General features: G+C 69.5%; 22 protein-coding genes and 4 tRNA genes. 6 read left to right on the top strand and 20 right to left on the bottom strand.

Going from position 1 to position 25,138, the window contains the following annotated elements:
• The 5 genes from EVS81_RS00770 to EVS81_RS00750 all read left to right on the top strand — a co-directional run bounded on the left by EVS81_RS00770 (position 1) and on the right by EVS81_RS00750 (position 6,368).
• On the top strand, positions 1 to 903 hold the full coding sequence (locus EVS81_RS00770; RefSeq protein WP_130108701.1) for a glycine betaine ABC transporter substrate-binding protein: 903 nt from the start codon (positions 1 to 3) through the stop codon (positions 901 to 903).
• 236 nt (positions 904 to 1,139) lie between these two features.
• On the top strand, positions 1,140 to 2,795 hold the full coding sequence (locus tag EVS81_RS00765) for an ATP-binding cassette domain-containing protein (RefSeq protein ID WP_130108700.1): 1,656 nt from the start codon (positions 1,140 to 1,142) through the stop codon (positions 2,793 to 2,795).
• A gap of 108 nt (positions 2,796 to 2,903) precedes the next feature.
• Positions 2,904 to 5,492, top strand: a complete 2,589-nt coding sequence (gene valS / locus EVS81_RS00760) for a valine--tRNA ligase (RefSeq protein ID WP_130108699.1) — start codon at positions 2,904 to 2,906, stop codon at positions 5,490 to 5,492.
• Between the two features lie 50 nt (positions 5,493 to 5,542).
• Complete coding sequence (locus tag EVS81_RS00755) at positions 5,543 to 5,779, top strand: Fe-S oxidoreductase (RefSeq protein WP_240739900.1); 237 nt, start codon at positions 5,543 to 5,545, stop codon at positions 5,777 to 5,779.
• A gap of 46 nt (positions 5,780 to 5,825) precedes the next feature.
• Positions 5,826 to 6,368, top strand: coding sequence for a hypothetical protein (locus tag EVS81_RS00750; protein WP_130108697.1), 543 nt, complete (start codon positions 5,826 to 5,828; stop codon positions 6,366 to 6,368).
• Positions 6,369 to 6,428: 60 nt separating this feature from the next.
• Here the strand turns inward: EVS81_RS00750 and clpX are convergent, their stop codons facing one another.
• The 14 genes from clpX to recO form a co-directional block, all read right to left on the bottom strand.
• Positions 6,429 to 7,703 (bottom strand): ATP-dependent Clp protease ATP-binding subunit ClpX, encoded by a 1,275-nt coding sequence (gene clpX, locus EVS81_RS00745; RefSeq protein WP_130108696.1) that lies wholly within the window; start codon positions 7,701 to 7,703, stop codon positions 6,429 to 6,431.
• Positions 7,704 to 7,821: 118 nt separating this feature from the next.
• Positions 7,822 to 8,460, bottom strand: a complete 639-nt coding sequence (locus tag EVS81_RS00740) for an ATP-dependent Clp protease proteolytic subunit (protein ID WP_130108695.1) — start codon at positions 8,458 to 8,460, stop codon at positions 7,822 to 7,824.
• A 25-nt stretch (positions 8,461 to 8,485) separates the two neighbouring features.
• Positions 8,486 to 9,082, bottom strand: coding sequence for an ATP-dependent Clp protease proteolytic subunit (locus tag EVS81_RS00735; RefSeq protein ID WP_130108694.1), 597 nt, complete (start codon positions 9,080 to 9,082; stop codon positions 8,486 to 8,488).
• Positions 9,083 to 9,249: 167 nt separating this feature from the next.
• Entirely contained in the window at positions 9,250 to 10,722 is a 1,473-nt protein-coding gene (gene tig, locus EVS81_RS00730; RefSeq protein WP_130108693.1) for a trigger factor, read from the bottom strand.
• Between the two features lie 51 nt (positions 10,723 to 10,773).
• Positions 10,774 to 10,851: transfer RNA gene (locus tag EVS81_RS00725), tRNA-Pro, on the bottom strand.
• Between the two features lie 221 nt (positions 10,852 to 11,072).
• A tRNA-Gly gene (locus EVS81_RS00720) sits at positions 11,073 to 11,143 on the bottom strand.
• Positions 11,144 to 11,223: 80 nt separating this feature from the next.
• Entirely contained in the window at positions 11,224 to 11,793 is a 570-nt protein-coding gene (locus tag EVS81_RS00715; protein ID WP_130108692.1) for a gamma carbonic anhydrase family protein, read from the bottom strand.
• A gap of 53 nt (positions 11,794 to 11,846) precedes the next feature.
• Positions 11,847 to 11,919: transfer RNA gene (locus tag EVS81_RS00710), tRNA-Asn, on the bottom strand.
• A gap of 98 nt (positions 11,920 to 12,017) precedes the next feature.
• Complete coding sequence (locus tag EVS81_RS00705; RefSeq protein WP_130108691.1) at positions 12,018 to 12,866, bottom strand: ATP-binding cassette domain-containing protein; 849 nt, start codon at positions 12,864 to 12,866, stop codon at positions 12,018 to 12,020.
• 11 nt (positions 12,867 to 12,877) lie between these two features.
• On the bottom strand, positions 12,878 to 14,773 hold the full coding sequence (gene dnaG / locus EVS81_RS00700) for a DNA primase (RefSeq protein WP_130108690.1): 1,896 nt from the start codon (positions 14,771 to 14,773) through the stop codon (positions 12,878 to 12,880).
• Positions 14,774 to 14,866: 93 nt separating this feature from the next.
• Positions 14,867 to 16,162 (bottom strand): deoxyguanosinetriphosphate triphosphohydrolase, encoded by a 1,296-nt coding sequence (locus tag EVS81_RS00695; RefSeq protein ID WP_130108689.1) that lies wholly within the window; start codon positions 16,160 to 16,162, stop codon positions 14,867 to 14,869.
• A complete protein-coding gene (gene dusB, locus EVS81_RS00690; RefSeq protein WP_130108688.1) occupies positions 16,155 to 17,351 on the bottom strand; it encodes a tRNA dihydrouridine synthase DusB in 1,197 nt (398 codons plus the stop codon). Before dusB ends, EVS81_RS00695 begins: the two co-directional genes overlap by 8 nt.
• A 105-nt stretch (positions 17,352 to 17,456) precedes the next feature.
• On the bottom strand, positions 17,457 to 18,239 hold the full coding sequence (locus tag EVS81_RS00685) for an isoprenyl transferase (RefSeq protein WP_130108687.1): 783 nt from the start codon (positions 18,237 to 18,239) through the stop codon (positions 17,457 to 17,459).
• A gap of 10 nt (positions 18,240 to 18,249) precedes the next feature.
• Positions 18,250 to 18,972 carry a DNA repair protein RecO gene (recO, locus tag EVS81_RS00680; protein ID WP_165384160.1) on the bottom strand — a complete coding sequence of 241 codons (723 nt, stop codon included), beginning with the start codon at positions 18,970 to 18,972 and terminating at the stop codon, positions 18,250 to 18,252.
• 16 nt (positions 18,973 to 18,988) lie between these two features.
• Between recO and EVS81_RS00675 the strand changes: the two genes are divergently transcribed.
• Complete coding sequence (locus tag EVS81_RS00675; RefSeq protein ID WP_130108685.1) at positions 18,989 to 19,780, top strand: trimeric intracellular cation channel family protein; 792 nt, start codon at positions 18,989 to 18,991, stop codon at positions 19,778 to 19,780.
• A gap of 18 nt (positions 19,781 to 19,798) precedes the next feature.
• Here EVS81_RS00675 and ruvC read toward each other — a convergent pair whose 3' ends face one another.
• The 6 genes from ruvC to EVS81_RS00645 form a co-directional block, all read right to left on the bottom strand.
• Positions 19,799 to 20,401: a crossover junction endodeoxyribonuclease RuvC gene (ruvC, locus tag EVS81_RS00670; RefSeq protein ID WP_130108684.1), complete on the bottom strand. Its 603-nt coding sequence runs from the start codon at positions 20,399 to 20,401 to the stop codon at positions 19,799 to 19,801.
• A 20-nt stretch (positions 20,402 to 20,421) separates the two neighbouring features.
• Positions 20,422 to 21,186, bottom strand: a complete 765-nt coding sequence (locus tag EVS81_RS00665) for a YebC/PmpR family DNA-binding transcriptional regulator (protein ID WP_130108683.1) — start codon at positions 21,184 to 21,186, stop codon at positions 20,422 to 20,424.
• Between the two features lie 54 nt (positions 21,187 to 21,240).
• Positions 21,241 to 21,729 (bottom strand): HIT family protein, encoded by a 489-nt coding sequence (locus EVS81_RS00660; protein ID WP_130111208.1) that lies wholly within the window; start codon positions 21,727 to 21,729, stop codon positions 21,241 to 21,243.
• Between the two features lie 40 nt (positions 21,730 to 21,769).
• Positions 21,770 to 23,758: a threonine--tRNA ligase gene (gene thrS / locus EVS81_RS00655; RefSeq protein WP_130108682.1), complete on the bottom strand. Its 1,989-nt coding sequence runs from the start codon at positions 23,756 to 23,758 to the stop codon at positions 21,770 to 21,772.
• A gap of 109 nt (positions 23,759 to 23,867) precedes the next feature.
• Positions 23,868 to 23,943 (bottom strand) — tRNA-Val (locus EVS81_RS00650).
• A gap of 105 nt (positions 23,944 to 24,048) precedes the next feature.
• Positions 24,049 to 25,068: a hypothetical protein gene (locus tag EVS81_RS00645; protein WP_130108681.1), complete on the bottom strand. Its 1,020-nt coding sequence runs from the start codon at positions 25,066 to 25,068 to the stop codon at positions 24,049 to 24,051.
• Positions 25,069 to 25,138 lie beyond the last annotated feature (70 nt).

The raw sequence follows: 25,138 nt of genomic DNA, 5'->3' as shown, positions 1-25,138 counted from the left end.
ATGAAGAAGAAGATGACGGGATTCCTCGCGCTCGTAGCCGCCTCCGGGCTCGCCCTCACGGCGTGCTCCTCCGATGGGGCCGGCGACGGCGGAGAGAGCGGCGGAGAGGCCAAGGACACCATCACGCTCGGCTACATCGACGGCTGGACCGACGGCCAGAGCATGACCTACCTCGTCGCCAACCAGCTCGAGAAGCTGGACTACGACGTCGAGATCCAGCCGCTGACCGACAACGGCCCGATGTACGCCGGGCTCGCGAACGGCGACATCGACATCTGGGCCTCGGCCTGGCCCGAGGTCACCCAGGCCAGCTACTGGGAGGAGTTCGGAGACGACCTCGAGTCGCACAGCGTCTGGTACGACAACGCCGTGCTGACGATCGCCGTGCCCTCGTACTCGTCGATCGACTCGATGGAGGATCTGGCGGGCAACGCCGACATGTTCGGCAACGAGATCATCGGCATCGAGCCGGGCGCCGGCCTCACCGAGGTCACCGAGACCTCCATGATGCCCGCCTACGGCCTCGACGACTGGACGCTCGCGACCTCGTCGACCGCCGCGATGCTCACGGTGCTGGGCGACGCGATCGACAACCAGGAAGAGGTCGTCGTGACCCTGTGGCGCCCCTTCTGGGCCTACAGCTCGTACGATCTCAAGGATCTCGAGGATCCGAAGGGCGCGATGGGCGATCCCGAGGGCCTGCACATCATCAGCCCGGCCGGGTTCGGTGAGGAGCACCCGGAGATCGCCGAGCTCCTCGAGGGCATCCAGCTGAGCGACGACGCCTACGGCGCGCTCGAGTCGCTCATCACGAGCGACGAGTACGTGGACGACTCCGAGGGCGCCGTCGAGGCCTGGCTCGCGGATCACTCAGACGCGTTCTCCACGATCGTCACCGAGTAGGCGCATCGCCGAGCGCTGTCGCGGCTCGCACCGCGACAGCGCTACCGAGGGGAGGCCCGGTCCGAGCGGACCGGGCCTCCCCTCGCGCATTGTCCGATGCAGCGGTTCGCGCTAGGCTTCTCTGCATGCGCATGTACTTCTTCATCTGAGAACCGATCGTCCCCGCACGATCCGTTCCACGCACCGCTGCCGTGCGCGCTCAGCCGCACCCGGTGCCAGATGTAGAGAGTACAACCATGCACGCAACGTCATCCGCGCACTCGCGCGCCCAGATCACCGCTCGAGACCTGTGCGTCGAGCGCGGCGGGATCCCCGTCATCAGCGGCCTGAACCTCACCATTCACGAGGGATCGCGGATCGCCATCGTCGGCGAGAACGGCCGAGGGAAGTCGACGCTGCTCTCGGCACTGGCCGGGTTGCGGCCGGCATCGGCCGGGACGCTGCTCAGGCACGGCCGCATCGGCACAGCCGAGCAGGAGATGCCCGCCGCGGGCGACCGCACCGTCGGGGACGCCGTGGAGTTCGCGATCCGGGACTCCCTCGACGCACTGGCAGCGCTCGACACCGCAGCCGCGGCGATGACCGTCGGCGGGAGCGCCGCGGAGCGTGCGCGGAGCGAGGACGCCTATGCGGCCGCCCTCGACACCGCCACGCGCCTCGACGCCTGGGACGCGGATCGTAGGGTCACCGTGGCCCTCGAAGCGCTCGGCGCGGAGACCGACCGGGCGCGCGCACTGCGCGAACTCTCGGTCGGCCAGCGCTACCGCGTGCGCCTCGCCTGCCTGCTCGGAGGCGATGCGCAGCTCCTGCTGCTCGACGAACCCACGAACCATCTCGATGCCGCGGCGCTCGACGCCCTCGCGGCCGCGCTCCGCACTCGTTCAGGCGGCGTCGCCCTGGTGAGCCACGACCGCCGGCTGCTCCAGGAGACGGCCGAGACCTTCGTCGATCTCGACCCCACCGCCGACGGCGCCCCGCGCGTCTACGGCGGCGGGTACGCGGGATGGCTTGCGGGCAAACGCGCGGATCGCGCGCGCTGGGAGCAGGCGTCCGCGGAGCAGAGCGACACCGCAGACCGATTGCGCCACCAGCTCGATGTCGCGCAGCAGCGCCTCGTCTCCGGGTGGAAGCCGCCGAAGGGCACGGGAAAGCACCAGAGGGCGACGCGCGCGCCGGGCCTCGTCCAGAGCGTGAGACGGCGCCAGAGCGAACTCGAGGCGCACGCCGTCGCCGCACCGGAGCCCCCGCTGCGGTTCGCCGCGCCCGACTACCGGGTCGAGACGCCGGGCAGACTGCTGGCCGCCGAGCGGGTCTCGCTCGAGCCGCGACTGCCCACGCCGATCAGCTGCGCCCTGAGCGCTGGTGACCGCCTGCTCGTGCAGGGGCCGAACGGTGCGGGAAAGTCGACGCTGCTCGGCATCCTCTCGGGAGCGCTCGCGCCGGCATCGGGTCGCGTGATGCGCCGCGCCGGGGTGAGGATCGCCGCCCTCGCGCAGGAGTCCCGCGTCGCCGAAGCGGGGCCCGAGTCGGCGGCGGAGCGGTATCGGAGGTACGCCGACCGCCTCGTCGCTCGCAACGAGCTGCCGGAGACGCGGATCGTCCCGCTCGCCGCGCTCGGCCTGCTCGACGCCGAGGAGCGTCGGGCGCCGGTCCGGGAGCTCTCGATCGGGCAGCGGCGCCGCCTCGATCTCGCGCTCACCCTGCTCGCGCAGCCCGAGGTGCTCATCCTCGACGAGCCCACGAATCATCTCTCGATCCCCCTGATCGACGAGCTCACCGCGGCCCTGCACGAGATCCCGGCCGCGGTGATCGTGTCGACCCACGATCGCAGCGTGCTGCAGGATCTGGCGAGATGGGACTGCGTGGTACTCCCGGGATGGAAGGCCGCGTGAAGGACGATAGACTGGCCGAGTTGACCATCAGGCACCAGAACCGCGCGCCCGTCCGCGTCGCGCAGGCTCGACCACGCGGTGCCGTCCATAGCGAAAACGGAGGCCCACATGAGCGCGATCCCCGACAAGCCGGCCCTCGAGGGCCTCGAAGCGAAATGGGGAGCGGTCTGGGAGCAGCAGGGCACCTACGCCTTCCCCCGGGATGGCGCGCGGGCCGATGAGGTCTACAGCATCGACACGCCGCCGCCGACGGCGTCGGGATCGCTGCACGTGGGTCACGTCTTCTCCTACACGCACACCGACACCGTGGCCCGCTACCAGCGCATGCGCGGCAAGCGAGTGTTCTACCCGATGGGCTGGGACGACAACGGCCTGCCCACCGAGCGCCGCGTGCAGAACTACTACGGCGTGCGCTGCGACCCCTCGCTCCCCTACGTCGAGGGTTTCGTACCCCCGCACGAGGGGGGTGACGGCAAGAGCATCAAGGCCGCAGACCAGCAGCCGATCTCCCGACGCAACTTCATCGAGCTGTGCGAGCGGCTGACGGTCGAGGACGAGAAGCAGTTCGAGGATCTGTGGCGCACGCTCGGCCTCTCGGTCGATTGGACCCAGACCTACCGCACCATCGGCCAGGAGTCGCTGCGGGCCTCGCAGCTCGCCTTCATCCGCAACGTCGAGCGGGGCGAGGCCTACCAGGCCCAGGCCCCCACACTGTGGGACGTGACGTTCCGCACCGCGGTGGCCCAGGCCGAGCTCGAGGATCGGGATCAGCCGAGCGCCTACCACACGCTCGCCTTCCACAAGAGCGACGGCTCGGGCGACATCCTCATCGACACCACCCGCCCCGAACTGCTCGCAGCCTGCGTGGCGCTCGTGGCGCACCCTGACGACGAGCGCTACCGGCAGCTCTTCGGCACGACGGTACGCACCCCGCTCTTCGACGTCGAAGTGCCGATCGTGGCGCACCACCTCGCCCAGCAGGACAAGGGTACGGGCATCGCGATGATCTGCACCTTCGGCGACGTCACCGACGTGATCTGGTGGCGCGAGCTCGATCTGCCCAACCGCGCGATCCTCGGCTTCGACGGCCGCGTGATCGCGGAGGCGCCCGAGGCGATCGCTTCGGAGCGCGGCCGTGAAGCCTACGCCCGAATCGCCGGCAAGACCGTCTTCAGCGCCAAGCAGACCGTCGTCGAGGCGCTGCAGGCCTCGGGCGAGCTGGTGGGCGAGATCCGCAAGATCACCCATCCGGTGAAGTTTTTCGAAAAGGGCGACAAGCCGCTCGAGATCGTCTCGACCCGCCAGTGGTACATCGCGAACGGCGCACGCGACGAGCAGCTGCGGGATCGTCTGCTCGCGCACGGCCGCGAGCTCGACTGGCACCCCGACTTCATGCGCGTGCGCTACGAGAACTGGGTCGAGGGACTCTCCGGCGACTGGCTCATCTCGCGTCAGCGCTTCTTCGGAGTGCCCATCCCGGTCTGGTACCCGCTCGACTCCGAGGGCAATCCGGTATTCGAGCAGCCGATCCTGCCCACCGAGGATCAGCTGCCCGTCGATCCCTCGAGCGACGTCCCCGGCGGCTACTCCGAGGAGCAGCGCGGCGTGCCCGGCGGGTTCCAGGGCGAGGTCGACGTGATGGACACCTGGGCGACCTCGTCGCTCACGCCGCAACTGGCAGGCGGGTGGGAGCGGGATCCCGAGCTCTTCGACCTCGTGTACCCGTACAGTCTGCGTCCCCAGGGCCAGGACATCATCCGCACCTGGTTGTTCTCGACGCTGCTGCGCTCGGAGCTGGAGGCCGGGAAGCTGCCGTGGACGAACGCGGGCATCTCGGGCTGGATCCTCGATCCCGACCGCAAGAAGATGTCGAAGTCGAAGGGCAATGTCGTCACGCCCGCCGGCATGCTCGCGCAGCACGGTTCCGACGCGGTGCGCTACTGGGCGGCCTCGGCGAAGCTCGGCACCGACGCGGCCTTCGACCCCCAGAACCCGACGCAGATCAAGATCGGCCGCCGCCTCGCCATCAAACTGCTCAACGCCGCCAAATTCACGCTCGGCTTCGACGCGAGCGGGGCCGGCAGCGTCACCGAGCCGCTCGACCGCTCGCTGCTCGCCGGCCTCTCGCAGGTGATCGAGGACGCCACGCGCGCCTTCGACGCCTACGACCATCAGCGGGCGCTCGAGATCACCGAGTCGTTCTTCTGGACCTTCTGCGACGACTACCTGGAGCTCGTGAAGGAGCGCGCGCACAACGGGGAGGGTCAGCCCCAGGCGTCCGCCGTGACCGCGCTGCGCACCGCGCTCTCGGTCTTCGTGCGACTGCTCGCCCCCTTCCTCCCCTACGCCGCCGAAGAGGTGTGGTCGTGGTTCGGCGACGGATCCGTGCACCGCGCGTCCTGGCCGCTCCCCGTCGAGGCGACCGGACTCGCGGGCCCTGACGCCGATGCCGGACTCCTCGGCCTGGTGGGCAACGCGCTCATCGGGGTGCGGGGTGCGAAGACCACCGCGAAGGCATCGCAGCGCACGCCGGTCGAACTCGCAGTGGTGCATGCGCCCGCGGCCGTGCGGGATCGCCTCGCCCTCGCGTCGGACGACCTCGCAGCGGTCGGCCGCATCGCCGAGCTGCGCATCGAGTCCGCGGACGTCGACACGGTGACGGTCGTCGAGATCCGGCTCGAGCCGGCGGAGGCCTGATCGTGCAGTTGGGGGCGCGCTGGGCTGCGGGGTCTCCCCCGCATCGCAGCGTGCCGACGAGGCTGCATGCTGCGATCGCAGAGCAGGAGGCCGTGCACCCCGAAGCCGACTCCTGGACCCTCACGTGGCTCGAAGGTCGGCCGCGCTGCGAGTTAGCCGGGGCCGGGCTCGCGCCCGTCGCGCTGGTCGCGGAGAACGCTGCGGGTAGTGTGGTGGTCGAGACCTCCGCGGCATCGGGCGCCGCAGCATCGGGCGACACCGAGACCGACGACGACTGGTTGACGTGAGTCGGGTGCGGCGAGCTCGAGCGACAGCGGATGCGAAGGGAACGGGATGATGCGTCGGATCGGGGAACGCGGCCGGAGCGCGCAGCGCACGGCCATCGGTGCGGCTCTGGCCGTAGGACTTCTGCTGAGCGCGGCCGCGTGCGCGCCCGAGCCGGGACCCACGGGCGTCCCCGGCACCGGCGACGATAAGTCGCTCGACGGCGCTCCCGGCGCGGGAAGCGCCGAGTCGGGCGAGGAGAGCTGGCCGGAGCGGGAGCCCGAGGGCGGCACCCCCAAGCACACCGAGGTCCCCGCGTCGTTCCCGAGTGATGACTTCATCACGGGCCCGGACGCGACGGTCGATGACGTCGGTGAGCGCACCCCCGACAGCTGGTTCCTGGTGCTGCGCGCTGAGACGGCGGAAGACGCCGATGCGCGATGGCAGACGGTGATCGACGCGAGCGGCTTCACCGTCGTCGATGAGCACACGACTGCGGACGGCGGGGTCTCGGCACGCTTCACCAACGAGCGTCTCATCGTCGACGCGCTGACGCTACCGCAGCCGGACGGCGGCGTGCTCCTCAGCTACGACATCGAACGCGCGGGCTGACCAGGACCGCGCGGACCGCGCGGACCGCCCGGAGACGCCCGCACGCGCGTGGTTCGGGCGTCAGGCGCTCTCGCGCTCACCGCGGCGGGCCTGCAGCACGAGCGGTGCGGCTTCGCCCGCGACCGCCTCCCGGGTGACCACGACCTTGGCGACGTCCTCGGCCGACGGGACCTCGAACATGATGGGGCCGAGCAGGTTCTCGAGGATCGCGCGAAGGCCTCGTGCCCCGGTCTTGCGCTCCACCGCCTGCTCGGCGATCGCCTCGATCGCAGCGGGCTCGAACTCGAGGTCGACCCCGTCGAGCGCGAACATGCGCTGGTACTGCTTGACGAGCGCGTTGCGCGGTTCCGTCAGAATTCGGGTCAGCGCCGCGACATCGAGCGGATCGACGGTGGCGACGACCGGAAGCCGGCCGATGAACTCGGGGATCAGCCCGAACTTGTGCAGATCCTCCGGCTGCACCGCGGCGAACAGCTGCTCGTCGTCGCGCCGGCTCGAGACCGGTGACCCGAATCCGATGCCGCCCTTACCCAGGCGTGAGCCGATGATCTCTTCGAGACCCGCGAACGCCCCCGCCACGATGAAGAGGACGTTGGTGGTGTCGAGCTGGATGAACTCCTGGTTCGGATGCTTGCGCCCGCCCTGCGGCGGGATCGAGGCGACCGTGCCCTCGAGGATCTTGAGCAGTGCCTGCTGCACACCCTCGCCTGAGACGTCGCGGGTGATCGAGGGGTTCTCGGCCTTGCGCGAGATCTTGTCGATCTCGTCGATGTAGATGATGCCCGTCTCTGCCCGCTGCACGTCGAAGTCGGCGGCCTGGAGCAGCTTGAGCAGGATGTTCTCCACGTCTTCACCGACGTACCCGGCTTCGGTGAGCGCTGTGGCGTCGGCGACCGCGAACGGAACCCCGAGCTGGCGCGCGAGCGACTGAGCCAGATAGGTCTTGCCGCACCCGGTGGGGCCGATGAGCAGAATGTTGGACTTGGCGATCTCGACCTGCTCGGACGCCACATCGGTACTCGCCAGCGCCGAAGCGGCGCGTACGCGCTTGTAGTGGTTGTAGACCGCTACCGCGAGAGATTGCTTGGCCCGATCCTGCCCGATGACGTACTGGTCGAGGAAGTCCGCGATCTCGCGCGGCTTGTGCAGGGTGAAGTCCGAGGACTCGCTGGTCTGGTGCTCGGAGAGGCGCTCCTCGATGATCTCGTTGCAGAGCGCGACGCATTCGTCGCAGATGTAGATCTGCGGGCCAGCGATGAGCTGCTGCACCTGCTTCTGCGATTTGCCGCAGAAGGAGCACTTCAGCAGCTCGCTGCTTTCGCCGATCTTCGCCATGCTGAGGCTCCTTCACACTCGTGCGGATTCCGACTCGGTACGAGACTAGCGGGCACCACTGACAATCGTCGGCGGCACGCCGCGGGCCCCGACGGCCTGCCGCCGGGGCCCGGATGCGCTACTGGGGCGGCACGGCCTGCGGGTTCTTGCGGCTCGTGAGCACCTGATCGACCAGTCCGTACTCGAGCGCTTCCTGCGCGCTCAAGATCTTGTCGCGGTCGATATCGCGATTCACCTCTTCGATCGAGCGCTTCGAGTGCTTCGACAGGGTCTCCTCGAGCCACTCCCGCATGCGCAGGATCTCCCGAGCCTGGATCTCGATGTCCGAAGCCTGACCGTGACCCGCCTGTCCCGTGGAGGGCTGGTGGATCAGTACGCGCGCGTTCGGCAGCGCGAGCCGCTTGCCGGGGGTGCCGCCGGCCAGCAGCACAGCGGCGGCGGAAGCGGCCTGACCGAGGCACACCGTCTGCACGTGCGGGCGGATGTACTGCATCGTGTCGTAGATCGCCGTCATCGCGGTGAACGAGCCGCCCGGCGAGTTGATGTACATGGTGATGTCGCGCTCGGGATCCTGACTCTCGAGCACGAGGAGCTGGGCCATGACATCGTCGGCTGAGGCGTCATCCACCTGCACCCCGAGGAAGATGATGCGATCCTCGAAGAGCTTGGCGTAGGGATCCTGGCGCTTGTACCCGTAGGCGGTGCGCTCCTCGAAGGAGGGCAGCACGTACCGGGAGCTGGGCATTGCAATGTTCATCTGAGCTCGATCCACTTTCTCTCGCCTACTTGCCCGTACCGCCGCCGCCGACCACGTCGGACGCGGAGTCGCGGATGAAATCGACGAAACCGTACTCGAGCGCCTCCTCCGCGGAGAACCAGCGGTCGCGGTCGCCGTCTTCATTGATCTGCTCCACCGACTTGCCGGTCTGCGCGGCGGTGATCTCGGCGAGGCGGTTCTTCATCGAGACGATGAGCTCCGCCTGGGTCTGAATGTCGCTCGCCGTACCCCCGAAGCCGCCGTGCGGCTGGTGCAGCAGCACGCGCGCGTTCGGCGTGATGTAGCGCTTGCCCCTCGTGCCGGCTGTGAGCAGGAACTGCCCCATCGAGGCCGCCATACCGATGCCCACCGTGACGATGTCGTTCGGCACGAACGACATCGTGTCGTAGATGGCCATGCCCGCGGTGATCGATCCGCCGGGAGAGTTGATGTAGAGGTAGATGTCGGCTTCCGGATCCTCGGCTGCGAGCAGCAGGATCTTCGCGCAGATCTCGTTCGCATTCTCATCGCGCACCTCGGAACCGAGCCAGATGATCCGGTCCTTCAGCAGGCGGTCGAACACGCTGTTCGGTGGCGTCTGTTCTGCCATTCGGCGCTCCATTCGTTGTCGCTTGATTCGAGGGTATCGACTCGCCGCTCGCACCGTCGGCGTGTTCGCCCACGGCGTTGCCGCGGCGTGCGCGCAGACGGCAGGATCCCCCGGCACCCGTCGAATTCGGGTGCCGGGGGATCCGATCGCGGCGCATGCGCGCGGCGGCGAGGCGTCGCCTACTCGGCTGCGGCCTCCGCCTCCGCGGCGGCCTTCTTCGCAGCGCGGGTCGCGGCGGCCTTCTTGGCGGCGGCGGATCGCGCGGCCTTCTTCGCCGCCTCGGCGTCCTCGGCCGACTCCGCGGGAGCCTCGGCCTCCTCGGCGGCCTCGACGATCTCCTCGGCCTCCTCGACGACCTCCGCCTCGTCCTCGCTGTCGACCGCGGTGAACTCGCTGAGGTCGACCGCATTGCCGTCCTGATCGACGACCTCGGCCTTCGCGAGGGCGATCGCGAGCGCCTTGTTGCGCGTCACCTCGCCGAGGATCACGCCCATCTGGTTGCCCTGGCTGATCGCCTGCAGGAACTGCGTGGGCTCCATGCCGTACTGCTGAGCCGACTGGAAGATGTACTGCGAGAGCTCGTTCTGGGTGGGCGTCACGCCCTCGGCCTCGACGATCGCGTCGAGCAGGAGCTGCAGCTGGATCTGCTGCTCGGCCGACTTGCGCACCTCGGCACGGTGCTCATCGTCCTCGAGGCGGCCCTCGCCCTCGAGGTGACGGTGCACCTCCTCCTCGACCAGCTCCTCGGAGACGGGGATCCCCGCCTGCTCGATGAGGGTCTCGGTGAAGAGGTCCCGCGCCTGCTGGCCCTGGGCGAAGACGGAGGCGCGCGCGGCCTGATCCGTCAGGCTCTCGCGCAGTTCGGCGATGGTGTCGAACTCGCTGGCGAGCTGGGCGAACTCGTCGTCGGCCTCGGGGAGCTCGCGCTCCTTGACCGCGGTCAGCGTGACCTCGACCTCCGCCTCCTGGCCCTCGTGCTCGCCGCCGAGCAGCTGCGAGGTGTAGGTGGTGGTCTCGCCGGCCGTGAGGGTCTCGATCGCCTCATCGGTGCCTTCGAGCAGGTTGCCCGCACCGATCTCGTAGGAGACGCCGCTGGCCTGATCCACCTCGGTCCCGTCGATCTTCGCGGTGAGATCGAGCTCGACGAAGTCGCCGTGCTTCGCGGGACGGTCCACGGTCACCAGGGTGCCGAACCGCTCGCGGAGCTTCGTGAGCTCCGCATCGACCGCGTCGTCATCGACCTTCGCGTTGTCGACGGTCAGCTTGAGACCGTCGTAGTTCGGCAGCTCGAACTCCGGACGCACCTCGACCTCGAAGGCGAGGAGGAGCGAGCTCGACGCGTCCTTGGCGTCCAGCCACCGCTCGACATCCGCAGTGGGACGGCCCATGGGGCGCTCGCCGGCCTCCTCGAGGGCGGACTGGTAGAAGTCGTCGAGCGAGGCGTTGACGGCCTCCTGGATCACGGCCTCGCGACCGATGCGCTGATCGATGATCGGCGCGGGGACCTTGCCCTTGCGGAAGCCGGGGATCGAGACCTGATCGGCGATCGTCTGGTACGCCTGCTTGAGGTAGGGCTCCAGTTCGTCGAGCGAGACCTCGACGCTCAGCTTGGCGCGGGTCGGAGTGAGCTTCTCAGCGGTCGTCTTGGGCAATTTGGCCTCTCATCGTCGGAGTGTCGTGCTGCGTATCGGACCGGATGGCCCTGGTCGGGGCGACAGGATTCGAACCTGCGACCTCCCGCTCCCAAAGCGGGCGCTCTAGCCAAGCTGAGCTACGCCCCGGAACCCGCAGGATTCACAGTTCGGCGCGCGCGAAAGCGCGCAACCCGAGCAAGTCTAGCCGAAACCGTCCGGAAAGATGCACCTGCGGGGGTGTGCCGCGTGCGGGCGAACGGGTCGGGCGCCGGCGCACGGGCCGGTCCCGGCCGGGCGGCGGCATCCGGACCCGATGCGGTGCGATCGTGTGGAGCGGTCGTCGCCGCTCCGAGGCGAGGCGGAATCGGAGGGGATGACGGGAATCGAACCCGCGTAATCAGTTTGGAAGACTGAGGCTCTACCATTGAGCTACATCCCCGAGCTGCGAGCAGCACGTGCGGTGCGGCAGCACCTCAACGATCATAGTGCATACCCGGCGCCCGTTCGCACATCGGCGCGTCAGCCGCGCGTCGCGTCCCGGTGGTACCGCGTGTATTCGAGGTAGATCTCCGAGTTGTGCCGCACCGCTTCGCGATCCTCCTCGCGCAATTCTCGGACCACCCGTCCGGGGACGCCCGCGACGAGCGAGTGGGGCGGGATCACCGCTCCCTGGGGCACCAGTGCGCCGGCGGCGACGAGCGCGCCCTCGCCCACCACGGCGCCGCTCAGCACTGTGGCGTTCATGCCGATCAGGCAGCCGTTCCCGATGCGCGCGCCGTGCAGCACGGCGTTGTGTCCGACAGAGACATCGTCGCCGATCAGCGCGGCGCCGCCGTCGCCGCGCTGGGTGTGCACCACCACCCCGTCCTGCAGATTGCACCGCTCGCCGATCCGCACCGCGTTCGAGTCGCCGCGCACCACCGCGTTGTACCAGACGCTGCTCTCCGCACCGATCGCCACATCCCCGACGACGACGGATCCCGGCGCGAGCCAGGCCGTGTCGTGGATCTCTGGAGCGCCGTACGGCTCCACCGCGATGACGCGGCCGGAGAGGTCCGGCGCCTCTCCGCGACGCTGCGTCTCGGTCATCGGACCTCCTCGGGATAGCGAAAAGCCCCTACCTCTCGGTAGGGGCTGGACCGCTCCCCCGGCTGGGCTCGAACCAGCGACATCCTGATTAACAGTCAAGCGCTCTGCCAACTGAGCTACAGGGGATCATTGCCGAAGCAACCCCTCCATCCTAACAAGAGCGGAAATACCTCTGCAAATCGGCGCCGCGCTCCCGGGCGGGTCACCCGCAGGCGGGCCGCGAGCTATTCCTCGGCGATCTCGTCGTACGCGGTGGCCCGCAGCGCTTGCGCGAGCAGCTGCACGTAGCCGTGGTCGGCGTGGCGGAAGATCTCATTGATGTCGCCGTGCCCGACGGTGCGTCCGTGCTGCATCACGAGCACGTTCTCCACGAGCGCCTCGAGCATGCCGATGTCGTGGCTGATGAGGAGCATCGTCGCGGCCGTGCGCTCCCGGTACCAGCGCAGGAGATCGACGATCTTGGGCCGATTGTTCGCGTCGACGCCGAGCGTCGGCTCGTCGGCGATGAGCAGCGCGGGGTCGAGCATCAGCGCGCGCATCACCGCGACGCGCTGCCGCTGCCCCTTCGAGAGCTCGTAGGGGTACTCCTGCAGCTTGGCGAGCGGCAGCGCGACGATGTCCATCATCTCGGCGATGCGCTCGCCGAGCGCCTCCCGATCGAAGTGCTTGCTGCGCTCGACGATCGGCTCGAGGAGCAGATCGCCGACGTTCAGTTCCGGGGTCAGCGTCGCGCCTGCGTCCTGCCCGAGGTGACCGACGTAGGCGGTGAGCCGCGCCCCGGCGCGCCGCCCAAGGCGGCGCAGTGAGACGTCCATCACGCTCGCGGCGCCGCCCGTGAGCCGGATCCGCGCCGAGCGATCTCCGGCGTCCGAGCCACGGCCGGCGAGGAAGCGGGCGAGCGTCGACTTGCCGGAGCCGCTCTCGCCGAGCAGGGCCATCACGCCACCCCGGGCGAGGTCGAAGCTCACGCCCTCCACAGCTTCGAACTCCCGGCCCCCCGCGTGTGCCGGGTAGGACAGCGAGAGATCTGAGACGCGGACGATCGGATCGGCTTCGACGACGGGCTTGGCCATGCCTGAAGAGCTTACTCCTCCCGCAGGCCTCGCCGCGCAGCTTCGAGCGCGACGAGCTGCTCCTGGATGCGACGGGCGCCCGGGTCGGTGTGGTCGCCGATGCGCTGCAATCGTGCCAGGAGCTCGCGCTTCAGCGAGAGCAGATCGCGGTCGAGCAGGGAGACGACGACATCCCGCGCGTATGCGGCGAGCTGCTCGGCGCGGCGCTGCGGCATCGGCGCGATGGCAAGTTCGCGCACCAGGCCGCGGTGGCTCTCGGGGGTCGCGACGAGTACGGCGTCGAGCCAGCCGGGAGTCGCGAGCTCCGGCAGCGCCGCCGCCACCGCATCGCGCACCACCCGGAGATCGGGCTCCAGCACCTGCGCGGTCACCGCCTGCTGCATCAGCTCCGCACCCACGCTGTTCGCCTGCTGCAGCATCGCCATGAGCGCATCCCGCTCGAGCCAGGTCGTCGGTGTGTTGCGCAGACCGGAGAGCCGCACCTGCGGCGCCGCACCGGCGTGAGGCTCCTGAGCCGCGGGCCCACCCCCGCGCGGGCCGCGCGGGTCCGAGTGCGGCGATGCGTCGCGCGACTCGCCCCGATCGCGCGGACCGCGTTCTGCCGCGCGCACCGCCTGCTGCACCTCGCCGAGCTCCACGCCGAGCATGCGCGCGAGTTCGCGCGCGTATCCGGGGCGCAGCGACTGATCCTTGATGTCGGCGACGATCGGGGCCGCAGCGCGCAGACCCGAGACGCGTCCCTCCACCGTGTTCAGGTCGAAGCGGGCGATCGATTGCCGCAGCGCGAACTCGAACAGCGGCACCTTGCGCGAGAAGAGCTCGCGAACGGCCTCATCGCCCCGGTGGAGACGCAGATCGCAGGGGTCGAGCCCCTCCGGGGCCACAGCCACGTAGGTCTGCGCGGTGAACCGCTTCTCCTCGCTGAAGGCGCGCAGAGCGGCCTTCTGGCCGGCTTCATCCGGATCGAAGGTGAAGACGACCTCTGCGGCCGAGTCGTCGCCCATGATCCGTCGCAGCACGGCGATGTGGTCCTTGCCGAACGCGGTGCCGCAGGTCGCGACCGCGGTGTCGATCCCGGCGAGGTGGCAGGCCATCACGTCGGTGTACCCCTCCACGACCACCGCCCGTTTGCCGCGGGAGATCCCGCGCTTCGCGAGGTCGAGACCGTACAGCACTTGCGACTTGTGATACACCGGCGATTCCGGAGTGTTCAGGTACTTCGGGCCGTTGTCGTCGTCGTACAGCCGGCGCGCGCCGAAGCCGAGCGTCTGCCCGCTCGTATCGCGGATGGGCCACACGACGCGCCCGCGGAAGCGGTCGTAGACGCCCCGCTGCCCCTCGGACGCGAGGCCGGACTGGGCGAGCTCCTGCGGCGTGAACCCCTGCGCGCGCAGGTGCTTCGTGAGGTGATCCCAGCCGCGCGGCGCGTATCCCACACCGAAGCGCTCGCAGGCCGCCGAGTCGAAGCCGCGCTGCGTGAGGAAGGCCCGCCCGGCCGAGCCCTCCTCGCCCGCGAGCTGCGCCGAGTAGTACTCGGCGGCGGCCTGGTTGGCCGCGAGCAGGCGGGCGCGATTCGGACCCTCCTCGCGGCGCACCCCGCCCTCCTCGTAGGTGAGCGCGTAGTGGATGCGCGCGGCGAGCCGCTCGACCGACTCGGCGAAGGTGAGATGGTCCATGCGCTGCAGAAAGGTGAACGCGTCACCCGATTCGCCGCAGCCGAAGCAGTGGTAGTAGCCGAGCGCGGGCCGTACGTGGAAGCTCGGACTGCGCTCGTCGTGGAACGGGCAGAGCCCCTTCATCGAATCGATCCCCGCGTTCTTGAGCGTCACGTAGTCGCCCACCAGATCGGCGAGATTCGTGCGGCGCTTGACCTCTTCGACGTCGCTCTGTCGGATTCGGCCTGCCATAACTGCTGAGTCTATCCGTCTCGTGCTGCGCGCAGGGCGCGGCCATCCTGCGCGGGCTCGCGGCCCTCGCGACACGACGCGATGCGTCGTCTCTCAAGCCAGCGGCGCGTCGCACAGGCGTCGATACCAGGCGATCGCCGACTGGTCCGTCAACGATGCGACCTGATCGACCACAGCCCGCCGGGCCTCGGCCTCGGAGTCGGCCTCGCGCAGATCCGCGGCGTAGGCCGGCTCCAGCTCGCTCGGGCCCGCCTCCCACAGCGTGTGGAGCAGCTCCACCAGCAGGCCGCGCTGCCGGCGGTAGGTGGGTTGCCGGCGTCCGCTCTGCATGACGAACGCGGCCACGATGCCCTTCAGCACCGCGATCTCGGCCCGGATCTCGCGCGGCACGAGGAGCTCCGCGGGAGCGGCGGGATCCGCGCCGTAGCGCGCGAGCGGTCGCCCGTCCGCCGCCTCGAGCGTCGCCCGGATCGGCGCGCGCGCGAACCGTCCGATCATGTCGCTCGTGAAGTTCTTCAACCGACCCTGATCCCGGCGCGATCCGTCCCATCGGGTCAGCCAGTTGGCGCCCGCGGACATGCGGTCGTAGGCGTCGCCGAGCTCGTCCGAGTCGAAGCGGCCGTCGGCCCACTCCGCGACGGCGCGGATCAGGGCCGAGTGGCCGGAGCGGGAGGTGAGGATCTCGGGGTCGATGTGCTCGCTCACCACCGCGTCCTCGAAGTCGTGGACCGAGTAGGCGATGTCGTCGGAGAGGTCCATGATCTGCGCCTCGATGCACTTGCGCCGCTCGGGAGCGCCGGCTCGGAGCCAGTGGAACACCTCCGCGTCGCTCTCGAAGTAGCCGAACTTGGCGCTCCCGGGCGCGGCCTCGACCAGCGACCACGGATACTTGCAGCTCGCGTCGAGCGTGGCGCGTGTCAGGTTGAGGCCCACGCTCGCTCCGCCCGGCGCGAAGTGCTTCGGCTCGAGACGGGTGAGGATGCGCAGCGTCTGCGCGTTGCCCTCGAATCCGCCGAAGCCGGCCATCCAGTCGTTGAGCGCCTTCTCGCCGTTGTGCCCGAAGGGCGGATGCCCGAGATCGTGGGCCAGACAGGCCGTGTCGACGACGTCCTGCGATACCCCGAGCGCCACGGCCAGCTCCCGACCGATCTGCGCGACCTCGAGCGAGTGGGTGAGCCGATTGCGGGCGAAGTCGACGCCCGATGCGGGGCTCAGGACCTGCGTCTTCGCGGCCAGCCTGCGCCAGCCGCTGGAGTGCAGCACACGGGCGCGATCCCGGGCGAAATCGGTGCGGGCGCCGCTGTGGTGCTCCGGGAGGAAGCGCTCGGAATCGGCCGCGGTGTAGCCGAGCGCGAGCGCGGGATCGTGTCGCGGCAGCGCGTCACCCACCGTCGGACCCGCCGTCGACGCGTTCGCCCTCGGCGACCGACGCACGGTCCGCGAGGTCGCTCGTGCGAGTGTCGAGCCAACCGTCGGGCAGGTGCACCCGCTTCGGGCTCCCGGCTCGACCGCGCTGCCCCTCGGCGCCCTCGCCGGGGTACGGCATCGAGGCGTCCATCGTCGAGAAGATCTCGTCCATCTGCGCGAGCGACTCGACCGAGGCGAGCGCGCGCCGGGTGTCGCCGCCCACACCGTAGCCTTTGAAGTACCAGGCGACGTGCTTGCGGATGTCGCGGCACGCGCGATCCTCCTCGCCGTCGAAGAACTCGACCAGCAGCTCGGCGTGGCGCCGCATCGCGTCCATGACGAAGCCGAGCGGGGGCTTCGCGAGCGCAGCCTCCGCCTCATCGCGGCTCAGCTCGCCGGCCTCCGCGCGGAACGCCGCGGCGAGGTCCCCGAAGAGCCAGGGCCGGCCCAGGCAGCCGCGGCCCACCACGACGCCGTCGCAGCCGGTCTCGCGCACCATGCGGATCGCGTCGTCGGCCGACCAGATGTCGCCGTTGCCGAGCACGGGAACGCTGGTGACGGTCTCCTTCAGCTCGGCGATGGCGGCCCAGTCGGCCTCTCCGGAGTAGAATTCGTTCGCCGTACGCCCGTGGAGCGCGATCGCGGCGACGCCCGCGTCCTCGGCCGCGCGCGCCGCGTCGAGGTAGGTGAGGTGATCCGCGTCGATGCCCTTGCGCATCTTGACCGTCAGCGGGATGGACCCTGCGGCCCCCACGGCACCCTCCACGATGGCGCGGAAGAGATCCCGCTTCCAGGGCAGCGCGGATCCGCCGCCCCTGCGCGTGACCTTCGGCACCGGGCAGCCGAAGTTGAGATCGATGTGATCCGCGAGGTCCTGATCCACCAGGAAGCGCACGGCCTCGGAGACGGTGCGCGGGTCCACCCCGTAGAGCTGGATCGAACGCGGCGTCTCGCTCTCGTGGTGCTTGATCAGGCGCATCGAGGCGGGCGTGCGCTCCACGAGGGCGCGGCTCGTGATCATCTCGCTCACGTAGAGGCCCGCGCCGTACTCGCGACACAGCCGCCGGAAGGCGGTGTTCGTGATGCCGGCCATCGGCGCGAGCACGACGGGGACCTCGAGTTCGAGTGGGCCGATGCGCAGGCGAGCATCGGCGAGAGTCTGGGAAGTCATATCGTCTCTATTGTACGAGGCCGCGTCGATGGGTACGCCCTCGCCGGCTGGGCGAGCGAAGCCCGTCGCTCCCCCGTCCTCCGGCGTTGGCGGCGCAGCCCGGCCTCACTCCGCGGGCTGGTCCTCGGCGCCGCCGAAACGGCGGTCGCGGGAGTGGTAGATCTGGATCGCGCGCCAGAGCTCGGCTCGCCCGAAATCCGGCCAGAGCGTGTCGAGGAACACCATCTCGGCGTAGGCCGACTGCCACAGCATGAAGTTGCTGGTGCGCTGCTCGCCGGAGCTGCGCAGGAAGAGATCGACGTCCGGCAGTTCGGGCACGTAGAGGTGCCGCGCGACCGTGCGCTCGGTGATCCCGTTCGGCGACAGCCGTCCGGCCCGCACGTCGGCGGCGATGGAACGCACCGCGTCGGTGAGCTCGTTCCTCCCGCCGTAGTTGACGCACATGGTGAGCGTCAGCCCCGTATTCCCGGCGGTGGCGCGCTCCGACGCCTGCAATTCGCTGATCACGGATCCCCAGAGCCGCGGAGTGCGCCCCGCCCACCGCATGCGCACGTTCCAGGCGTCCAGTTGCGCGCGCCGCCGCCGCAGCACGTCGCGGTTGAAGCCCATCAAGAAGCGCACCTCGTCGGGCGAGCGCCGCCAGTTCTCGGTCGAGAAGGCGTAGACGCTGAGGTGGCGCACGTCGGCCTGGATGGCGCCGGCGACCACGTCGAGCAGCGCCTGCTCCCCCATCCGATGCCCCTCGACCCGGGGCAGGCCGCGGCGGTTCGCCCACCGGCCGTTCCCGTCCATGACGATCGCGACGTGCTTCGGGGGCGGTCCGGTGAAACTCGGCGGCTGCTCGCCGGTCCAGTCGACCGGCACCAGGCGTTCGGGAGCGAGGGGCATGCGTGAAAGTTTATGCCCGCGGCCCGGAGAACGAGCGCAGACCGCGCTCGAGGTGCCACTGGGCGTAGGCAGCCGCGATCCCGGCCGCCTGGCCGCGTTCGCGCTCCGACGCCCCGAGCGCGCCCTCCCAGTCGCCGGCGAGCAGCGCCGACAGCAGCGCGACGCTGCCGGCGTCGAGGCGCGGAGACCCCGGCGGTCGGCAGGAGTCGCACACCGATCCGCCCAGCTGCACGGCCACGGCGGTGTGCGGCCCGGGGGCGCCGCAGCGCACGCAGGCCCCGAAGCCCGGGGTCCAGCCGGCGAGCGACATCGCGCGCAGCAGGTATCCGTCGCGCACCAGGTCTGCCGGAATCCGGCCCGCCGCCAGCGTGCGCAGCGCCCCCACGAGCAGCGCGTAGAGCTCGCGCGAGACCTCACCCTCGGCCAGACGCTCCGCGGTCTCGACGATCGCGCTGCCCGCGCGATAGCGGTCGTAGTCGGCGCTGATCGACGGGCCGTAAGCGCCCAGGGTCTCGGCCTGGGTGATCGTGTCGAGCGTGCGGCCCTCGAAGCACTGGAGGTCGGCGACCATGAACGGCTCGAGTCGTGCGCCGAACTTCGACGAGGTGCGGCGCACGCCCTTCGCGACGGCGCGCAGCAGCCCCCGGCCCCGGGTCAGGAGTGTGACGATGCGGTCGGCCTCGCCCAGCTTGTGCGTGCGGAGCACGACGCCTTCTTCGCGATACAGTGGCACCCCACGATTATCCCGCATGCGGAAGAATGGACGGGTGCTCGCCGACACCTTCTCCATCCCGCTCGCGATCGACCTGGTCGCCGTGGGCGTCGGCAGCCTGCAGGGAGCGCTCTTCGCCGCCGGATTCCGCCGCATCGATCTGCTCGGCGTCGCGATCATCGGGATCGCCTCGGGCATCGGCGGCGGCTTCCTGCGGGACATCCTGCTCGGCATCGCGCCGGCGACGCTCAGCGTCAACCACTACCTGCTCGTCGCGACCGGGGCGGCCTTCATCGGCATGCTGCTCCCCCGTCTGCTGCAGAAGGTCGACCCGGTGATCACGCTGCTCGACGCCCTGAGCATCGGCATGTTCGGCGCGATCGGCGTGACCAAGGCCCTCGCCATGGGCCTCCCTATCGTCCCCGCGATGTTCATCGGCACCGTCGCGGCGGTGGGAGGCGGCGTGCTGCGAGACGTCATGCTCAACATCCCCATCGGGCTCATGCACGTCGGGTCGCTCTACGCGGTGGCGAGTCTCGCCGGCGTCGCGGTGCTCGTCGCGCTGCAGCTCCTCGGCGTGGAGGTGCTCGTCGCGGGCATCGTCTGCGTCGTCGTCACCACGGCGGTTCGGCTGCTCTCGGTGCGCTTCGGATGGAGTCTGCCGGAGCAGCGGGCGCTCAGCCGGATCCGGTTGCGCCGCCAGCGGCAGGTGGAGCAGGCGATCGAGGAGGCACTGCACACGGGGGCGATCACACTGCCGCACGAGTCCCGCGATCCGGACGACGGGGATCGCGACGATCCGCGCGATGATCCCGGTCGGGAGCGCTGAGCGGGGCGGCGTCGGCCCTCAGGTGCGGGCGCCGCGGCGACGCCCGAGCTTCGACTCGGCCTCGCGCCATGCGCGCTGCGCGGGGGTCTCGCCGCCGGGAGTCGCGGCGGTCCGTTCGAACCGCTCCATCCGATTCGCCGCTCCGCCGCGACCGAGGTGCCAGGCGTGCGTGATGGCCAGCGCGAGCGCGTCGGCCGCGTCCGCGGGCTTCGGAGGCGCGGCGAGCCCGAGCAGGCGGGTGACCATCGTGGTCACCTGCGCCTTGTCGGCGCTGCCGTACCCGGTGACCTGTGCCTTCACCTCATTCGGGGTGTAGAGGGCCACGGGGATCCCGCGCTCCTCGGCGAGATACATCACCACCCCGCTGATCTGCGCGACGCCCATCACGCTCGCCACGTTGTCCTGGGCGAACACCCGCTCGAGCGCCACCCCGGCGGGCTGTTCGCCGTCGAGGAGGCGCTCGATGCTCGCGCCGATGCGGCGGATCCGCGCGGGCAGCGGCATATCGGCCGTGCTCGTGAGCACCTCGACGTGCTCGAACGACACCTTCCGGGAGGGTCCGGCGGTCACGACGCCGACGCCGCAGCGGGTGAGGCCCGGGTCGATTCCGATGATTCTCACGGCGCGGCCCCGCGGACGGGCTACTCGTCGTTCTCGAGCTCGGCCTGCACGTCGGCGCTCAGGTCGAAGTTCGAGAAGACGTTCTGCACGTCGTCGCTGTCCTCGAGCGCGTCGATCAGGCGGAACACCTTGCGCGCGGTGTCGGCGTCGATCTCCACCTTGAGGTTGGGGACGAACTCGGCGTCGGCGGAATCGTAGTCGATCCCCGCGTCGACGAGGGCGGTGCGGGCGGCCACCAGCTCCGAGGCCTCGGTGACCACCTCGAACGCCTCTCCGTTCGGCGTCTCCGTGACCTCTTCGGCCCCGGCTTCGAGCACCGCGGTGAGCACGTCGTCCTCCGTGGTGCCCTCGGCGGGCACTGTGATGACGCCCTTGCGCGCGAAGTTGTAGGCGACGCTGCCGGGGTCGGCGAGCGTGCCGCCGTTGCGGCTCAGCGCGGTGCGCACCTCCGCCGCCGCGCGGTTCTTGTTGTCGGTGAGGCACTCGATCATCAGCGCGACCCCGTTCGGGCCGTAGCCCTCGTACATGATCGTCGTGTACTCGACGGCGTCGCCGTCGAGGCCGGCGCCGCGCTTGATGGCGCGATCGATGTTGTCGCCGGGGACCGAGTTCTTCTTGGCCTTGTGCACGGCATCGGCGAGCGTCGGGTTGCCGGCGAGGTCGGCGCCGCCGATGCGGGCCGCCACCTCGATGTTCTTGATGTACTTCGCGAACGCCTTCGCGCGCTTCGCGTCGATGACGGCCTTCTTGTGCTTGGTCGTCGCCCATTTGGAGTGTCCGGACACGGGGGCTCCTCTTTCTTGAAAGTCGAATCGGTAGATCAGTCTAGAAGCTGCGCGCTAGGGATGGGGCCAGGCCGCCGCGATCGCATCCCGCACGTCGCCCAGCAGCTGGGGCATCGCCTTCGTCTTGGCGATGATGGGGAAGAAGTTCGCGTCGGACGCCCATCGGGGCACGACGTGCTGGTGCAGATGCGCGGCGATGCCCGCCCCGGCGACCTCGCCCTGATTCATGCCGATGTTGAAGCCGTCGCAGTTCAGCACCGCGCGTGCCACGCGCATGGCCTCCTGCGTCAGCTCGCCGATCTCGGCGACTTCGTCGGGGGTAGCCTCGTCGTACTGCGAGACGTGCCGGTACGGGCACACGAGCATGTGCCCGTTGTTGTAGGGGAACAGGTTGAGCAGCACATACGCGTGGCGACCGCGCGCGACGATCAGCGCCTCCTCGTCGCTGCTCCGCGGAGCGGCGCAGAACGGGCAGTCGGAACGATCCGGCTGGTGGTGATCCGCCACGTACACCATGCGGTGCGGCACCCAGAGGCGCTGCATCTCGTCCGCGGCGCCTACGGCCGAGGTGCTGCCGAGATCCTCAGTCCTCGACACGCGTCTCCTCCGCCCATGCGGTCGACACCTGCTCGTGCGTCTCGATCGCGCGCCCGATCCGCTCGATCGCCTCGTGCACGGGTACGCCGTTCATCTGAGTGCCGTCGCGGAAGCGGAAGCTCACGGCTCCCGCCGCGCGGTCGTCTTCGCCTGCGATGAGCTGGAACGGCACCTTGGCCTTGGTGTGCGTGCGGATCTTCTTCGGCATCCGGTCGTCGCCGTGATCGACCTCGGCGCGCACGCCTCGCGCACGCAGCTGCGCGATGATCCCGTCGAGGTACTCCCCGTACTGCTCGGCCACCGGGATACCCACCACCTGGACCGGGGACAGCCAGACCGGGAACGCGCCGGCGTAGTGCTCCAGGAGGATCGCGAAGAAGCGCTCCACCGAGCCCAGCAGCGCGCGGTGGATCATGATCGGCTGTTTGCGCGTGCCGTCGGCCGCCGCGTACTCGAGCTCGAACAGCTCGGGCTGGTTGAAGTCGAGCTGCACCGTCGAGAGCTGCCACGTGCGGCCGATCGCGTCGCGGGCCTGCACGGAGATCTTGGGGCCGTAGAACGCCGCTCCCCCGGGATCGGCGACCAGCTCGAGCCCCGACTCCTCGCCGACCTCGCGGAGGGTCTGCTCGGCCTCGGCCCACTGCTCCTCGGTGCCCACCGACTTCTCGGGATCCCGCGTCGAGAGCTCGAGATAGAAGTCGTCGAGTCCGTAGGCGCGCAGCGTCGAGAACACGAACTCCAGCTGGCGCTTGATCTCGTCCTTCACCTGCTCGTCGGTGACGTAGATGTGCGCGTCGTCCTGCGTCAGACCGCGTACCCGCGTGAGGCCCGAGAGCGTGCCGCTCTTCTCGTAGCGGTAGACCGTGCCGAACTCGGCGAGGCGCAGCGGCAGCTCGCGGTAGCTGCGCGCGCGGGCCCGGTAGATGAGGTTGTGGAACGGGCAGTTCATGGGCTTCAGGTAGTAGTCCTGACCCGGCTTGAGCACCTCGCCCGTCTCCGGATCCTCCACCGCGTCGAGGTGCATGGCCGGGAACATGCCGTCCCTGTACCAGTTGAGGTGCTGGCTGGTCTCGAAGAGCGCGCCCTTCGTGATGTGCGGGCTGTTGACCACCTCGTAGCCGTTCTTCAGCAGCTCGGAGCGCATGAAGTTCTCGATCTCATGCCGGATGATGCCGCCCTTGGGGTGGAAGACGGCGAGGCCCGAGCCGATCTCGTCGGGGAAGCTGAACAGGTCGAGCTCGACGCCGAGCTTGCGGTGATCGCGCTTCGCCGCCTCCTCGAGCCGGGTCTGGTACGCGCGCAGCTCATCCTTGGTGGGCCACGCGGTGCCGTAGATGCGCTGCAGCATCGGGTTCTTCTCGCTGCCGCGCCAGTAGGCCCCCGCGGAGCGCATGAGCGCCCACCCGTTGCCGATCATGCGCGTGCTCGGCAGGTGCGGACCGCGGCAGAGATCCTTCCAGCACAGCTCGCCGGTCTTCGGATCGACGTTGTCGTAGATCGTGAGCTCGGCACCGCCGACCTCGACGCTCTCGTTGTCGCTTCCCGAGTCGGCGCCGCCCTTGAGGCCGATCAGCTCGAGCTTGTAGGGCTCGTTCGCGAGCTCGGCGCGCGCCTCGTCCTCGGTCACGACCCGGCGCACGAAGCGCTGGCCCTGCTTGACGATCCGCTGCATCTCCTTCTCGATGGCCTTGAGGTCCTCGGGGGTGAACGGCTGCTTCGGATCGAAGTCGTAGTAGAAGCCGTCGGTGATGGGCGGGCCGATGCCGAGCGTGGTCTGCGGGTTGATGCGCTGCACCGCCTGCGCGAGCACGTGGGCCGCGGAGTGGCGCAGGATGTTCAGGCCGTCCTCGGAATCGATCGTGATCGGCTCGACCGTGTCGGTCTCCGTCACCTCCGCAGCGAGATCTCGCAGCTCGCCGTTGACTCGCATAGCGACGATCGAACGATCGGTGAACAGGGAGAAGCCATCGGCCACGGGTGAGCTCCTTCGGACGGGAACAGCTGACCCGACGATTCTAGTCGCCCCGCACCCCGACTCCGGGGCGCACGCGAAAGGCCCCGGCGATTCCGCCGGGGCCTGTTCCTGGTGGGCGATACCAGACTCGAACTGATGACCTCTTCCGTGTGAAGGAAGCGCGCTACCAACTGCGCCAATCGCCCGTGTGCTGCGGATCCGGGATCCGCACCGACCCGAATGATCATACACGGAATGCCGTGTGGTGGTGACGCGCTGCGCGTGTTCGGCGTGTTCGCGCGGAAACACTCTCAGGCATCCGGGCGTGTCGTGACCGGAGCCAGATCGCTGTCGAGCTGCTGATCCAGTTCCGCGCTGATCTCGCTCAGCGCGGTGAGGCGGCTGCGCAGCTCGTTGTAGTGATCGATGTCGGACTGGAGGGACTCGAGTGTTCGCTCGAGCTCCGCGCGTCTGAGCTCGAGCTCGCCCCTGATGCGCTCGAACTCGAAGGGGAGCTCGGCGAACTCGAGACGGTTGTTGCGCGCCGAGAACTCGGCGGCATCGTCGTTGAAGGCCGATACCGCGAGGTCGTACTCGGTCTTGCGCCGCTCGACGTCGTCCCGCAGCGTCGCCATCTCGCTCTGCAGCGCATCGGCCTCGTCCTGCAGCTGCACGAACACCGCGTGGTACTCGTCGAAGCGGGCCACCAGCGCGCCGCGATCGTCGAACCACTGCGCGTAGTGCTCCTCGAGCCACGACGGCAGATCGCTCACCTCGGTGCCGAGCACGGAGTGCAGCTCGTTGGCGAAGGCAGCATCCGAGAGATGCTCGTACACCGCCATGCGCTCCCGGAGTTCGGGATCCTCGTCCGCTCGTCGCTCGAACTCCGCGCGCAGCCGCTCTCCGAGCGCGTTCCGATCCCCCTCCCCCATGCGGGCCCACCCCGCGTGCAGTAGCTCGTGGGCGGCCGTCACCTCGACGATTCCCTGGATGCGCTCGTCGGTGACGTCGAAGAGATGGATCCGGTCCGAGGTGTAGCAGCCGAGCACATGGCCCTGCTCCGAGTGATCGACGCCGGCGCACTGCTCGTTGAAGTGCCCGCTCCCGTCGATGGTCGGATGCGTGGCGAGGAAGACGCGCTCACCGGTCGCCGTCAGCTGCAGTTCGTCGAGCACCTGCTCGACCCGACCGTTCGCTTCGAAGCCGCGGGCTGAGAAGTGGTCCCGGATCTCCTGTCGGTGCGCGACACCGAAGACGACGACCCCGGCGGCAGCGGCGAGCATCAGCCACCCCAGTATGTGCTTCACTCGTCTGGCCGACCGTTCCCCCATGCATCCACCGTATCCGCGGGCAGGGAGAAACGCCGGAATCGGCGGGTATTGCGAGGTAACTTCTGCGCAA

Source organism: Leucobacter triazinivorans, assembly GCF_004208635.1.
In the GTDB taxonomy this organism is placed as follows: domain Bacteria; phylum Actinomycetota; class Actinomycetes; order Actinomycetales; family Microbacteriaceae; genus Leucobacter; species Leucobacter triazinivorans.
Note: the sequence above shows the minus strand (reverse complement) of the source record. Positions and strands in the feature narration are given on the sequence as shown.